The following is a 13775-nucleotide window of genomic DNA, read 5'->3' as shown; positions in this document are numbered from 1 at the left end:
TAAAATCATAGTGAAAAAATTAGTACAGTTTAGAAAGCCGGGAAGATAGAATTTTCATACTTTTCTTCAATAAACTTCTTGGTTTTCTCGCTGTTCAGCACTGTATTCAGAGCTTTTGTTTTTTCAGAGTCCTTGTTTTCTTCCTTAACAGCCAGTACGTTCGCATATGGAGATTCAGCGGATTCAATAACGATGGCATCTTCCAGTGGGTTCAGATTCCCTTCAATCGCATAGTTGGTGTTGATGACAGCAGCGTCCACATCCACCAGTGTTCTAGGAAGTGCAGGTGCATCCAGTTCTTTGAAAGTCAGATTCTTTTCATTGGATGTGATGTCGAGCACAGAGGCAATCTCAGTGTCTTTCAGAGTGATCAGACCATTTGCAGCTAAAAGCTTCAATGCTCTGGAACCATTTGTGGCATCATTTGGAATTGCGATGAGTGCGCCTTCTTTCAGCTCGTCCAAGGAAGTGATCTTTTCTGAATAAAGACCCATTGGCTCCAGGTGAACTTTTACTGTCCAGGTGAGCCCCAGGTTCTCTTTGGTGTTCATCTCTTCCAGGTAAGGGATATGCTGGAAGAAGTTTGCATCCAGCTGGCCTTCAGATAATGCGGTGTTTGGTAATACGTAGTCATTGAAGATTTTCACTTCCAGGTCATATCCCAGTTCTTTCAGATCCTCTCTGACGTTTTCTAGAATTTCAGCATGTGGAACAGCAGATGCTCCAACAACGATTTTTTCAGCAGAGCTTTTCTCTCCGCAGGCAGTAAGAATGGATGTGGAAAGTAGAGCCGCAGTTAGTATAGCAAATATTTTTTTCATTTGATTCATCCTCGCTTTTTTTAATCTGTTTTTTAATTCTGTACTATTTTTATGGAATCCCAAATTTTGGGTTTTGCACGATATGTTAAAAATTTATCGTGATGTGAATTTGATGTTCAATAATTTTGTCCTTAAATGAGTCATTTATCGTGTGAGCTTCTGGAAAATTCTATTTCCAAGAGATTGGATCAGCTGTACCAGAAGGAAAATCATAATCACGACAATGATCATGATGCTGTCTTCCCATCTGTAGTAGCCGTAGTTGATGGCTACAGCCCCTAATCCGCCGCCACCGATGACACCTGCCATGGCAGAATAGCCTACGATGTTGATGAAAATATTCGTGATGCCCTGAACCAGATTCGGCAATGCTTCCACCAGCATAACTCTAAAGATGATCTGTCTGTTGGTAGCACCGAAAGAACGGGCAGCTTCAATAATTCCTTTGTCTACTGTATCCAGTGAGCCCTCTATAATTCTAGCCGCAAATGGTGTGGCAGCAATGGTTAAGGGCACGATGGCAGCTACTGTTCCGATGGATGTGCCTACAATCACTCTGGAAAATGGAAACAGCAGGAACATCAGGATAATGAATGGAAAACTTCTAAAGACATTGATGATAAAATCTAGTGCATTATAGAGGTTCTTTCTGGGAGAGAGCCCCTTCTCTTTTGTATAAATCAGTACGATGGCTAAGAGAAAGCCCAGTACCACAGAAAAAATACCCGATAATACAATCATCAGTAATGATTCATTTAAGGCATTCAGATACCCATTAAGATTCATTCTTTATCACCTCCCATTTCAAGCCTCTTTGTGTCAGATAATCCCGGATGCGGTACTCGTCTTCAGGATTTATATGCAGTACGAGGCTTCCTAGAACGCTTCCGTTGAAGTTCTCCAGTTTTCCCCAGACAATGGAGAAGTTGATGGAAAGCTCACGGCTCATGTTGGTGATGATGGCTTCATCACTGAATTCTTTGGTGAAGAAAATGCGGAGATTTGTCCCTTTTGGAAGTATCTCAAGGTCCTCCTCGCCCAGAAGTTTTTTTAGACTGACTTCCGGATTGAGGAAAAGATCCTCCACCTTGCCGAGTGCTGATACTTTACCACTCTCCATGACGCAAACACGCTGGCAGATTTCTTTGATCACTTCCATCTGATGTGTCACAACAACCAGTGTCAGTCCCAGGGATTTGTTGATTTCCTTGAGAAGGGAGAGAATCTCCTTGGTTGTTTTGGGGTCCAGTGCTGAGGTAGCCTCATCACAAAGAAGAATCTCTGGATCAAGGGCAAGTGCTCTGGCGATGGCAACTCGCTGCTTCTCTCCCCCGGAAAGGGACTTGGGCCTGCTGTGGTACTTTTCTTTCAGTCCCACCAGATCCAAAAGAGACTTGGCTTTTTCTTTGGATGAATGTTTCTCCATCCCCCATACTTCCATAGGAAGCATCACATTTTCAAGAGCAGTTTTCTGGTTTAGAAGATTGAAATTCTGGAAAATCATACTGACCTTTCTTCTTAGACTCCGGACACCGTCACTGTCCAGGGAAGCCAGTCTAAAATTATCTACAATAATATCACCACTGGTGATGGGCTCCAGTCCGTTGATACAGCGAAGAAGTGTGGATTTTCCAACACCGCTTTTCCCCACGATACCAAAAATTTCTCCTTTCATGATATCGAAGCTTACATCGTCGATGACAGCTTGCTGATCATATTTTTTTCGAAGTGATCTGATTTGAATCAACATCCGCGTTCTCCTTTACTTGGTCTTCTAGGCAATAAAAAAATCGCCTAAGAATAAACTTAGACGATACACATACAAGTTTATTCTCATCTTTCAGCTGTTACGCTGTAGGAATTGGCACCATATACTCTCGTATTGGTTGCCGGGTTTCACAGGGCCTATCCCTCCACCTCTCTGGATAAGAACATAAATTATTGAATTGTTATTATCTTAGCACGAATTCAGCCTATGTCAATGCTGTTCTACATTCTTTTATAAAAGTGATTTATGTAAAGGTTTGTAATATCAAATCTTTCCAATATCATTTCGATAATAAAGGTTTTCATTGCGAACTTTTTCGAGAAATCTGTAGATCTTATCCGTGGCTTCGTCTTTATCCCCGCTGGCAACCACTGACAGCACACGACCGGAATCCGAGAGGACGCGGTCTTTCTCACTTCTGGATTTATAAGAATACAGAGTAATGTCTTCAGGGCAAAGTCTGAAATAATCGGTGATATCGATTCCCTTCTTATAGTCCAGCGGATATCCTGCCGAAGACAAAACAACACAAGAGGCTCCGTCCTCCTGAAAGGTGAGCGGTGTGTCCTTCAGTTTCCCGGAAAGGAGTGAAAGGAAAACCTCGTGAAGATCAGAGGACAGCACCTGAAGAAGGCTCTGGGTCTCCGGATCACCAAAACGAAGGTTGTACTCCAAAAGATAAACCCCTTTTTCAGTCATCATGAGGCCGAAAAATAGGATGCCTTGAAAAGTAAGGCCATCTTGGGACAATCCGTCCCGGGTAGGGAGAAGGATATTTTTATTGAAGTCTTCTTCCATGAATGGAGTATAGTGCGGGTTTGGCGTGATGCTTCCCATTCCCCCTGTATTAAGTCCTGTTTCGCCTGTTCCGATTTTCTTGTGGTCCATGGTGGACCACAAAGGAACAATGTGATTTCCGTCATAAAGAGAAATGATGGACGCTTCCTTCCCCACAAGATACTCTTCTACTACGATGGTTTTTGAAGCATCCTGAAACTTTTCCTGTACCATGAATTCTGTGAGGATTGTCAGGGCGCTTTCATAGTCTAGAACAATTTCCACCCCTTTTCCCTGGGCCAGACCGTCTGCTTTTATGACCAGGGGGTAGGAAGCTGTTTCCAGATATTCCTGGGCTTTATGAAAGTCATCAAACACTTCATAGGCAGCTGTTTTAATGTGATGTCTTTTCATAAAATCCTTGGCAAAGCTTTTGGAGCCTTCCAGGAGCGCTGCATCTTTATGGGGACCGATGATGCGCTGCTGATGTGCCTGAAAAAGATCTACAATCCCTTCCATGAGATCCTTTTCTGGACCGACCACAGTATAGGAAATGCCTGTTTTCACTGAAAAATCAAGGAGCTCCTCTTGGGTCATTTGAGGCAGATTTGTGCATTTCTTTAAATAACGGGTTCCGCCGTTCCCTGGACACAGATAGACTTCTTCCACGTTAGGAGACTGGGACAGTTTATGGGCAATGGCCTGTTCTCTCGCCCCTTCACCAACAATCAGTATTTTCATAGGTTTCCTCCTAATGTTTGAAATGGCGCATTCCCGTAAATACCATGGCAATGCCGTGGGCATCACAGGCGCTTATGGAAGCTTCATCTTTTAATGAACCACCTGGCTGGATGATGGCAGCAATTCCATTGGCAGCAGATTCCTCCACTACATCCGGGAATGGGAAAAATGCGTCTGAAGCAAGAACCACCGCCTGTCCGTTTGCCTTTGACAGTGCGAATTTTGCCGCATCGATGCGGTTGACCTGACCCCCACCGATGCCTAAGGTCATTTTGTTCTTTGTCACCACAATGGCATTGGACTTCACATATTTCACGACTTTATAGGCGAAAATCATCTCTTCCATCAACTCTTCTGTGGGAGTTGTCTTGGTGACGGTCTTAAGATGATCAAAGATCTTCTGGTCTTCCTCCTGTACAAGAAGGAGTCCGTCCAGAGAAACCATGGTATTTGTGGCAGAAGGCTTCTCGCTGCAGGTGAGGATCCGGAGATTTTTCTTGGTTTTCAGCACTTCCAGTGCTTCATCTGTGTAGGATGGTGCGATGATTACTTCCAAGAAAATCTCATTCATCTTCTCCGCACATTCCCTGGTCACTTCCACATTAAAGCCAAGGACACCGCCAAAGATGGAAACAGGATCTGCCGCGTAGGCTTTCTCATAACATTCCAGCGCATTCTCACCCAGTGAAACTCCGCAAGGGGTATTATGCTTCAGTGCGCAGCAGCATGGCTCAGAAAATTCGTTGACCACCTTCCAGGCGATATCAAGATCTTTGTAGTTATTGTAGGAAAGTTCTTTTCCACTTAGAATTCTGATGCTTTTCAGCGCACCATGTCCATCGATTTCTTCATAGACAGAGGCTTTCTGATGGGGATTTTCTCCATAACGCAGGGCCTGCACTTTTCTGTAGGAGAAGCTGCCATATGACTTCTCCTCTTCCGTCAGGAGAAAATTGGCCACGGCACTGTCGTAGGCCCCCATGAGGTTATAGACAAGTCCTGCGCTCCTTCTTCGGAATGCAAGTTTCTCCTCTTCTGTTCCCTCTTTATATATGTGCATAAAACCGTGGTACTCTTCTGGACTGCTCAGCACATACACAAAGGGATAATTCTTCGCTGCGGCGCGAAGCATGGTAGGTCCGCCAATATCAATAAACTCCACCTGAGCCAGTTCAGAAAGATTTTCCTCCAGTTTTTCGAAAAAAGGATAGAGGTTCACGCAGACAAAATCGATGCTGAAAAGGCCATTTTCCGACACATCTCTCAAGTCATCCTGATGATCCCTTCTGTAGAGGATTCCTCCATGGACCTTCGGGTGAAGAGTCTTAACCCGTCCATGAAGGATTTCAGGACTTTGTGTAAAATCTTCCAGTTTGGTTACAGAATACCCCAATGACTTTAAATGGGTATAAGTTCCGCCAGTGGAGAGAATTTCAATCCCTTCTTTGACAAAAAAATCTGCGAGTTCTTCAATTCCTTCTTTATTATAGACACTCAGTAACGCTTTCATGGATCAGTTCCTCCTTTGCAAGCAGTCTTATGGCGTCAATCAATGCGCCTTTTTCCACTGCTGATACTTTTTTCATAACTTCATCGCTGGTAAGGCAATCTCGGATTCCAACAATTCTTTGAAGAAGGATGGACCCTCCATCCACTACCTCACTGACATAGTGGACTGTGCAGCCTGATATGGGGAGCTTTGACTCCAGGACCTTTTCATGCACTCTCATACCATACATGCCCTTGCCGCCGAATTTCGGCAGCAGTGAGGGATGAAGATTGATGATTTTATTGGACATTTCTGTGACGACAGGTTCTTCCAGAATGGATAGAAACCCCGCCAGAACCACCAGGTCGAAAGAAGAAACCTCTTCGAGAATCCTTCTGGACAGCTCCCGATCCCTGGGCAGAACTCTGGTCCTGATTCCTTCCATTTCTGCATAGCGCAAACCTTCACAGGGACGGTCTGCGAGAACGAGAGACACCTCATAAAGAGCGTCTTTCTTCTGATCTTTCAAAATAGCCTCCAGAGTCGATCCTTTACCGGAGATCAGTACAGCTACCTGAAACATAATTCTTCTTCTCCTTCATCCACGTAACCAAGAAGAACTGGGTTTTCGCCTTCTGATTTCAGAAACTCCAAGAAGGATTCTTTCAAGACGCTGCTGACACAGAACACATATCCGATTCCAGTGTTGAACGTTTTGTAGAAGCTCTCTTTGTCCACGCCTCTTGAAGCAAGAACCTCATAGATGGCAGGCAGTTTGTATGCATCCTTGTATACATTCAGTCTGAGACTCTTCTTTTGCGTCATTCTGGGAAGGTTCTCGATAAAACCTCCTCCAGTGATATGAGCCATTCCTTTGATGTCAAACTGAGCCAAGGCTTTCATGACGATGGCAGTATAGATTCGTGTAGGTGTGAGAAGAAGATCCCCAATTCTCTCCCCGTTCACCCTTTCCTGGAAATCAGGAAAGACCTTTCGAAGCAGCGAAAATCCATTGGAATGAAACCCTGAGGAAGGCAGACCGATGAGAACATCTCCTGATTCAATGGTTTCACCGGTGATGATCTGATCTTTCTCACAAACGCCCACAGCGAATCCTGCCATGTCATAATCACCCTCTTCATAAAACCCTGGCATTTCAGCAGTTTCTCCGCCGATGAGAGACATCTCCCCCTGCAGACATCCTTCCGCGATGCCTTTTACAAGCTCTGAAGAGACATCTGCGTCCAGTTTTCCGCAGGCGATATAATCCAGAAAAAACAGCGGCTGTGCGCCGTGACATAGAATATCATTGACACACATAGCAACGCAGTCAATACCGACGGTATCGTATTTTTTCAGATCCAGCGCAATACGGAGTTTTGTGCCTACACCATCTGTACCCGAAATGAGCACTGGTTTTCTGTAGCCTTCCGGCAGTTCCATCATTCCTGCAAAGGAGCCCAATCCGTTCAGAACGAGAGGGCTTAAGGTTTTTTTAGCATATCCTTTGATTTTTTCCACCGAACGGTAGCCTTCTTCGATATTCACGCCTGAAGATTTGTAATCCATCATCTTTATTCGAGACCTCCTAAGAATTCGTTTGGTGCGCCTAAAGGGTACACCCCTGTAAAACAGCCAATGCAGAAGGAATTGTCCTCCAGACAGGAAAGGAGTCCTTCTGTGGACAGATAGGTGAGGCTGGTGCTGCCGATGTACTCATTGATTTCTTTTTTGGACATATTGGCAGCGATGAGATTTTCCCTGTAGGGTGTATCAATGCCAAAGTAGCAGGGAAACATAACCATGGGAGAAGATACTTTAAAATGAACTTCCTTGGCTCCGGCTCTGTAGAGAAGATCCACAAGATATTTGGACGTGGTTCCTCTTACAATGGAGTCATCGATGAGTACCACACGTTTTCCAGCCACCACATCTTTCTGTGCATTCAGTTTTAAGGAAACCACCTTTTCACGGGTTTCCTGATTGGGTGTTATGAAGCTTCTTCCGATATATTTGTTCTTGGAGAATCCGATATCAAAGGGAATACCCGACGCTCTGGAGTAGCCGATGGCAGCTGCCAGGCCAGAGTCAGGCACACCAATGACGACATCTGCATCCACAGGAGATTCTTCATAAAGCTTCTCTCCTGTTTTTACTCTCAGATCATGCACACTGATGCCGTCTATGATGGAATCAGGTCTGGCGAAGTAAATGTACTCAAAAGAACAGGTCTGCTTTTTGGTTTTCTCGGAATAAGTATAAGATGTGAGCTCGCCATTTTCGACGACGACCATTTCCCCTGGAAGCACATCCCGAAGGACTGTTCCTTGCACGGTATCGATGGCACAGCTTTCAGAGGCAAGGATATAGTCTTCCCCTCTTTTGCCGATGATGAGAGGCCGTATGCCGAAAGGATCTCTGATCCCGATGAGTTTGGAGCCGAATGCAATGACCAGAGCAAAGCTGCCCTTCACTGTCTGAACTGCATTGAGTACAGCGTTTTCCAGCCCTTTGTGGATCCCTCTGGAGATGAGATTCACCACAATCTCTGAATCTGTATCTGTCTGAAACAGAACCCCACTGTCTTCAAGAAGACTGCGGATGAGATTCGTGTTGATCAGGGTACCGTTATGGGCAACTGCCAAGGAGCCGAATTTGCTTTTGGCTGTCAGCGGCTGCGCATTCAGCACATTAGAGTCTCCTTTTGTGGAATAACGCACATGACCCACTGCGATATTTCCTTTCAGCTGAGCCAGATCCTCTTCGCTGATTGCAGAGTTCACAAGCCCCATTTTTTTACGGACCAGAAGCTCTCCCTGATGGATGGATGCAATTCCAGCACTTTCTTGTCCCCTGTGCTGCAGAGCGTAGAGTCCATCATAGACATCATAGGCCGCACTGCTGGAATCTGAGTAGATTCCGAAGACACCGCACTCCTCTTTAAACTTATCGATGATTTCAATCATGCTTTTTATCCTCTTTTCATACGGGACACCACTTCTTCGTATGCGCCCTTCACATTATCAAGATTTCTTCTGAAACGGTCCTTGTCCATTTTTTCCAAGGTTACTTCATCCCAGAGTCTGCAGGTATCTGGGCTGATTTCATCTGCCAGCAAGAGGTTTCCCTCCTGATCCTTTCCGAACTCCAGCTTGAAATCCACAAGGATCAGACCTAATTTCTGGAAGAAAGACTTCAGAAGTACGTTGATTCTTGCTGTGGCCTCATAAATCTCTTTCAGCTCTTCGAAGGTGGACAGACCCAGAGCCACCGCATGGGTGTCATTGATGAGCGGATCACCGAAGTCATCATTCTTATAGCAGATTTCAAAAATTGTTGTGTTCAGTGCACTGCCCTCTTCTACGCCAAGTCTTTTGGAAAAGGAGCCTGCCGCTACATTTCTTACAATCACTTCGAGGGGAACGATGGTGACCTTTTTCACCCTCTGCTCCCTTTCAGAAAGCTTCTCAATAAAATGCGTTTTCACGCCGTTTTCTGCAAGATAAGTATAGATCATGGATGAAATATCGTTGTTCATGATGCCTTTGTCAGAGATGCTGCCTTTTTTTTCTCCGTTGAATGCAGTGGCATCGTCCTTATAATAGACAATGACTTCATTCTCCTTTTCTGTGCTGTAGATGATTTTTGCTTTTCCTTCATAGAGTTTATTCATGAATACATTACCTCCAGAGTATTATTCTTTCTTATGGTCTCTTTCATGGTCTCACGGTATGCTTTGAGTTTTTCTTTCAGTTCCGGATATTTGATGGAGAGGATCTCCACAGCCAGCATAGCGGCGTTGAATGAATTGTTGATTCCTACTGTGGCCACTGGAATTTCTTTTGGCATCTGGACGATGGATAAGAGAGCGTCCAGACCTTCCAAAGCGCCATTGAGCGGAACGCCAATGACAGGAAGGAGCGTCTTTGAGGCGACTACACCAGGAAGATGCGCAGCAAGACCTGCTCCGGCTATGATGATTTCAAAGCCTTCCTCCTCCTTTTTGTGAAGAACCTCTTCTAAAAGTTCAGGTGCACGGTGGGCAGAAATTGCGTAGGACTCATTGTGGACACCAAACTGATCCAACAGGTCTTTTGCTTTTTTCATGATGGCCTGATCGTTTGGACTTCCAAATAGAATTAGTGCTTTCATATGATCCTCCTAAAATAGACAGACTTGAATATCGTTTTATTTTTTGAAATAATCCACACCTGCTTTGAAAAATTCTTCATAGTAGGTGCCAGTATAGTTTTTGTATAATCCATCCTGATAACGCTCTGTATGACCCATCTTCCCGAAAACACGTCCATCCTTGGAAGCGATGCTTTCGATGGCATACATGGAACCATTGGGGTTAAAGGGGGCTTCCATGGTGACGTTGTGTTGAAGGTCCACATACTGTGTGATGACCTGTCCATTCTCTAGGAGTGTTTCAAGCATCTCAGGAGTGGCTGCAAATCGGCCTTCCCCATGAGAGACAGGAACATCGTGGACATCACCCAGTGCGGTGTAGTTCATCCATGGAGTATTTCTGGAGACTACTTTGGTTCTCACCATTCTGGACATGTGTTTTCCTGCGGTATTATATGTGAGAATCGGCATATCCTCCTTGGGACTGATGATTCTTCCATAGGGCAGAAGACCTGATTTCACGAGACCCTGGAATCCGTTGCAGATGCCAAGAATCAGTCCGTCTCTCTCCTTTATGAGCCTTTCCACCGCTTCTTTCACAGGTGTGCTCCTGAGCACATTGGCGATGTATTTACCTGAACCCTCTGGTTCGTCTGCTGCACTGAATCCGCCAGCCAGCATCAGAATCTGGCAGCTGTCGATCTTATCTGCTAGGGTTTTTAGCCCATTCTCCAGGGCATCTTTTCCGCTGGGCAGAACAAAGGAATGCACTTCCGCTCCTTCCTTTCTGAAGGCGAATTCCAAGTCCAGCTCACAGTTGGTGCCGAAAAAAACAGGAATGAGCACCTTGGGTTTATCCGTCTGTTTTCCTTGATATCGTTCTGGTGTCTTAGGGGAAAATACGGTAGGAAGGTTCTCTCCTTCTTTCTGATAAGAAGGGAAAACATTTTTCAGTGGTGATTCCAGGTGGGTCAGCACTTCATCATAGGAAATGAACTCTTTGCCATACTGAATACCGGTAGAGGAGCTGGTTTTACCAACCACCAGCAGTGAATGGTCCTGACCTTCTCTCAGAATCCCACACACATCTTCATAGGCCACTTCCAGGAGAAAGCTTCCGGGATCTTTTTCAGCCCAGCCACTGGGGATTCTTGTGAGCTCCATGCCCACTCTGTTGCCCAGGGCCATGTTCAGTGCCGTGGGGAAGAATCCTCTTTTCAATGTATCTATGGATATGATTTTCTTTTGTTCTGTCAAGGTCTTCAGCAGAGCTGCATTCTCTTTGAATGAAGTCTTCTCATATATCCCATTGTTTCTTTCTGTTCGAAGAATCAGAAGACTGGTCTTTCCACCTTTCATTGTGTTTACAAGAATCTTCTCTTTTTCTGCTGTCTGTACAGCAAAGGAAATCAGTGTGTTTGGCACGTGAATCTCTTCAAAACTGCCGGACATGGAATCTTTGCCGCCAATTGCAGGTATCTCAAAATCCAGCTGTGCTTGAAGTGCTCCAAGAAGTGCAGAAAAAGGCTTTCCCCAGTTGCGCGCATCGGTGCCAAGTTTACGGAAGTATTCCTGAAAACTGAGTCGGATGCCGGTGAGATCTCCCCCCATGGCAATGATTTTTGCGATGCTTTCCACCACGGCCTCATAGGCGCCCTCATACGGTGCGCGGTCTGTTACTTCCGGGTCAAATCCATAGGTCATAAGAGAAGCGTCCAGAGTGGTCAGGTTTTTCAGAGGAATCACCGCAGCCATACCGGGGCTTTTGGTGTCCTGATACAGTCCCCCATAAGGGAGCAGAAGAGTGCCTCTTCCGATGGTGGTGTCAAAATTTTCCAGGAGCCCTTTCTGTGAGGCGTTATTCAGCTGCTGCAGCATGCTGAGCACTGTTTCCTTCGATGGCAGCTTATCAGCAGGTTCATCCTCCGCAGGTTTTCCTGCTTCTATAAGAACGTCTGTCTCCTGATGTGCACCATTGGTGTCAAGAAATGAGCGCTGCAGACGGACCACACTCTGATCCTCATAATACATTTCCATATACCCTGTATCTGTCACTTCTGCCACAAAAGTAGCCTCTACATTTTCTTCTTTGCAGATCTTCTGAACAAAGTCCAAATCTTCTTTACTGATGACGACGGCCATTCTTTCCTGTGATTCTGAAATGGCAATTTCAGTAGGATCCAGTCCCTGATACTTTTTAGGCACCCGATCGAGATAGATGGCAAGGGATGGTGCCAGTTCACCAATGGCGACAGAAACACCTCCTGCACCGAAGTCATTGGATTTTTTGATGCATTTTGTCAGCTCTTCTCTTCGGAAGAGTCTTTGGAGTTTTCTTTCCTCGACGGCGTTTCCTTTTTGCACTTCCTGTCCGGAGATTTCCACTGAGTTCTCATCGTGCTCCTTGGAAGAGCCCGTGGCACCTCCAATGCCGTCTCTGCCGGTTTTGCCACCAAGAAGCAGGATCAGGTCTCCTGGGACTGGGGGCTTCCGGATGACGTTTTCCTTCAGGTTTGCAGCAATGACAGCACCCGTTTCCATTCTTTTCGCTTCATACCCAGGATGATAGATTTCCTCTACAAATCCTGTGGTGAGTCCGATCTGATTTCCATAGGAGGAGAATCCTTTCGCCGCCCCTTTTGTAATGGTTCGCTGAGGGAGCTTCCCTTTTCTGGTCTGTGCTATGGATTTTCTAGGATCGGCAGCACCAGTGATTCTCATACCCTGATACACATAGGTTCTCCCACTGAGCGGGTCTCTGATGGCGCCACCCAGACAAGTGGCAGCGCCACCGAAAGGCTCGATTTCTGTAGGATGATTGTGTGTTTCGTTTTTAAACATGAGGAGAGCTTCCTTCAGACCATCCGTGGTTCGGACAGTTCTCTCAATACTGCAGGCATTGATTTCCTCTGATTCATCGAGATCCTGAACCTTGCCTGTTTTTTTCAGGTACCTTGTCCCTACCGTTGCCAAATCCATCAGAGTGACGGGCTTGTGCTCTCTGCCAAGAATCCTTCTGATTTCAAGATAACGTTCATAGCTCTCGTTTTCTTTCCTTGCATCTTCGCTGAATCTGATGTTTTTGATTTCTGTGAGGAACGTAGTGTGTCTGCAGTGATCGGACCAGTACGTGTCCAGCACTTTCATTTCTGTAATAGAGGGATCACGATTTTCCTGTATAAAGTAGGTTTGCACTAAAACAAGATCCTCCACGGTCATGGCAAGCTGGTGTTCTTTCTGGAATTTTTCCAGTGATTCCACATCGAGCTTTGTGAAGCCTTTCAATGTCTCAACCAGTAGAGGTTTTTTAGGGAATTCTGTGAATCTCTCTTCAACCATACCTTCTCTCATTTCCACAGGATTGAGCAGGTAGCGTTTGATTTCTTCCAGCATTGCAGGTGTTGCTGACGGTATCACATAAAGGGTTTTGTAACGGACCTCTATATCAGAAAGTCCAAGGGTAAGCAGAATGCACTCTTTTACTGCTTCTGCTCTCTGATCATACTGCCCCGGAAGAAGTTCAAGCAGAAAATGTGGTTCATCTAAAAATGAAAAAGGTTCTTCGTGGACCACATCAATCTGCGGATCACTAAAAACCGTGTTCTTTAGAGCGTTCAAATGTTCGTCCTGGAGCCCCCTCACCTGGTACAGATGAAGAACTCTTGGCGATAAATTGAAACCCAGCATTTCATTCAGTTCATTTTTCAGCGCGTCAGCATCCTGCTGAAAACCCCATCTCTTTTCCACAAACACATTTCTTATAATTTCCATGACAACCTCCGAACGATTTATAGGTAAATCATAACATTGTACCTGAAATAGTCAATAATTTTCGCTATAATTCTTTAAAAGATTCGTACAGGTACGAACTATAAAATTTACGAGGATTCATCTGTCTGTATAGGAGGGACAGAAGTTCTTGTGATGATCTGAATGAAGATTCTTTTTTCGTGAAACCAGCCCCCTCTGTCAGGACCCACCGTCCCTGCTGTTCCAAGGAAGAACTGTAGATGGTATAATATGGTTAATTTCAAAGAAACAAGACTAT

The 13775-nt window shown here is 45.2% G+C and carries 11 protein-coding genes and 1 riboswitch; all 11 genes read right to left on the bottom strand.

Annotated elements, in window-relative coordinates; all coding sequences use genetic code 11:
* Positions 1-29 precede the first annotated feature (29 nt).
* The 11 genes from T487_RS0107445 to T487_RS0107395 all read right to left on the bottom strand — a co-directional run bounded on the left by T487_RS0107445 (position 30) and on the right by T487_RS0107395 (position 13498).
* The gene (locus T487_RS0107445; protein WP_031576003.1) at positions 30-821 is read right to left on the bottom strand and encodes a MetQ/NlpA family ABC transporter substrate-binding protein; all 792 of its coding nucleotides are present in this window, start codon (positions 819-821) and stop codon (positions 30-32) included.
* A gap of 144 nt (positions 822-965) precedes the next feature.
* Positions 966-1607, bottom strand: coding sequence for a methionine ABC transporter permease (locus tag T487_RS0107440; RefSeq protein ID WP_031576000.1), 642 nt, complete (start codon positions 1605-1607; stop codon positions 966-968).
* The gene (locus T487_RS0107435) at positions 1597-2568 is read right to left on the bottom strand and encodes a methionine ABC transporter ATP-binding protein (protein WP_031575998.1); all 972 of its coding nucleotides are present in this window, start codon (positions 2566-2568) and stop codon (positions 1597-1599) included. The genes T487_RS0107440 and T487_RS0107435 overlap by 11 nt, the downstream gene beginning before the upstream one ends.
* An 83-nt stretch (positions 2569-2651) precedes the next feature.
* Positions 2652-2753: riboswitch (SAM riboswitch) on the bottom strand.
* Positions 2754-2853: 100 nt separating this feature from the next.
* Complete coding sequence (purD, locus tag T487_RS0107430; protein ID WP_031575996.1) at positions 2854-4107, bottom strand: phosphoribosylamine--glycine ligase; 1254 nt, start codon at positions 4105-4107, stop codon at positions 2854-2856.
* A 10-nt stretch (positions 4108-4117) separates the two neighbouring features.
* Positions 4118-5617 (bottom strand): bifunctional phosphoribosylaminoimidazolecarboxamide formyltransferase/IMP cyclohydrolase, encoded by a 1500-nt coding sequence (purH, locus tag T487_RS0107425; RefSeq protein WP_031575994.1) that lies wholly within the window; start codon positions 5615-5617, stop codon positions 4118-4120.
* The gene (locus T487_RS0107420) at positions 5592-6179 is read right to left on the bottom strand and encodes a formyltransferase family protein (protein WP_051651585.1); all 588 of its coding nucleotides are present in this window, start codon (positions 6177-6179) and stop codon (positions 5592-5594) included. Before T487_RS0107420 ends, purH begins: the two co-directional genes overlap by 26 nt.
* A complete protein-coding gene (gene purM / locus T487_RS0107415; protein WP_031575990.1) occupies positions 6167-7168 on the bottom strand; it encodes a phosphoribosylformylglycinamidine cyclo-ligase in 1002 nt (333 codons plus the stop codon). The genes T487_RS0107420 and purM overlap by 13 nt, the downstream gene beginning before the upstream one ends.
* Before the next feature lie 2 nt (positions 7169-7170).
* Positions 7171-8562 (bottom strand): amidophosphoribosyltransferase, encoded by a 1392-nt coding sequence (gene purF, locus T487_RS0107410; RefSeq protein ID WP_031575987.1) that lies wholly within the window; start codon positions 8560-8562, stop codon positions 7171-7173.
* Between the two features lie 5 nt (positions 8563-8567).
* The gene (purC, locus tag T487_RS0107405) at positions 8568-9269 is read right to left on the bottom strand and encodes a phosphoribosylaminoimidazolesuccinocarboxamide synthase (protein WP_031575985.1); all 702 of its coding nucleotides are present in this window, start codon (positions 9267-9269) and stop codon (positions 8568-8570) included.
* Complete coding sequence (purE, locus tag T487_RS0107400) at positions 9266-9748, bottom strand: 5-(carboxyamino)imidazole ribonucleotide mutase (RefSeq protein ID WP_031575983.1); 483 nt, start codon at positions 9746-9748, stop codon at positions 9266-9268. The genes purC and purE overlap by 4 nt, the downstream gene beginning before the upstream one ends.
* 36 nt (positions 9749-9784) lie before the next feature.
* The gene (locus T487_RS0107395) at positions 9785-13498 is read right to left on the bottom strand and encodes a phosphoribosylformylglycinamidine synthase (protein ID WP_031575981.1); all 3714 of its coding nucleotides are present in this window, start codon (positions 13496-13498) and stop codon (positions 9785-9787) included.
* Between the last annotated feature and the right edge of the window lie 277 nt (positions 13499-13775).

It is taken from the genome of Proteiniclasticum ruminis DSM 24773 (genome assembly GCF_000701905.1).
GTDB lineage: Bacteria > Bacillota > Clostridia > Clostridiales > Clostridiaceae > Proteiniclasticum > Proteiniclasticum ruminis.
This window is presented reverse-complemented; position numbering and strand designations above follow the sequence as displayed.

Coding starts and splice junctions, on each gene's coding strand:
- T487_RS0107445 (WP_031576003.1), bottom strand. CDS start 821: ATGAAAAAAATATTTGCTATACTAACTGCGGCTCTACTTTCCACATCC.
- T487_RS0107440 (WP_031576000.1), bottom strand. CDS start 1,607: ATGAATCTTAATGGGTATCTGAATGCCTTAAATGAATCATTACTGATG.
- purD (WP_031575996.1), bottom strand. CDS start 4,107: ATGAAAATACTGATTGTTGGTGAAGGGGCGAGAGAACAGGCCATTGCC.
- purH (WP_031575994.1), bottom strand. CDS start 5,617: ATGAAAGCGTTACTGAGTGTCTATAATAAAGAAGGAATTGAAGAACTC.
- T487_RS0107420 (WP_051651585.1), bottom strand. CDS start 6,179: ATGTTTCAGGTAGCTGTACTGATCTCCGGTAAAGGATCGACTCTGGAG.
- purM (WP_031575990.1), bottom strand. CDS start 7,168: ATGATGGATTACAAATCTTCAGGCGTGAATATCGAAGAAGGCTACCGT.
- purF (WP_031575987.1), bottom strand. CDS start 8,562: ATGATTGAAATCATCGATAAGTTTAAAGAGGAGTGCGGTGTCTTCGGA.
- purC (WP_031575985.1), bottom strand. CDS start 9,269: ATGAATAAACTCTATGAAGGAAAAGCAAAAATCATCTACAGCACAGAA.
- purE (WP_031575983.1), bottom strand. CDS start 9,748: ATGAAAGCACTAATTCTATTTGGAAGTCCAAACGATCAGGCCATCATG.
- T487_RS0107395 (WP_031575981.1), bottom strand. CDS start 13,498: ATGGAAATTATAAGAAATGTGTTTGTGGAAAAGAGATGGGGTTTTCAG.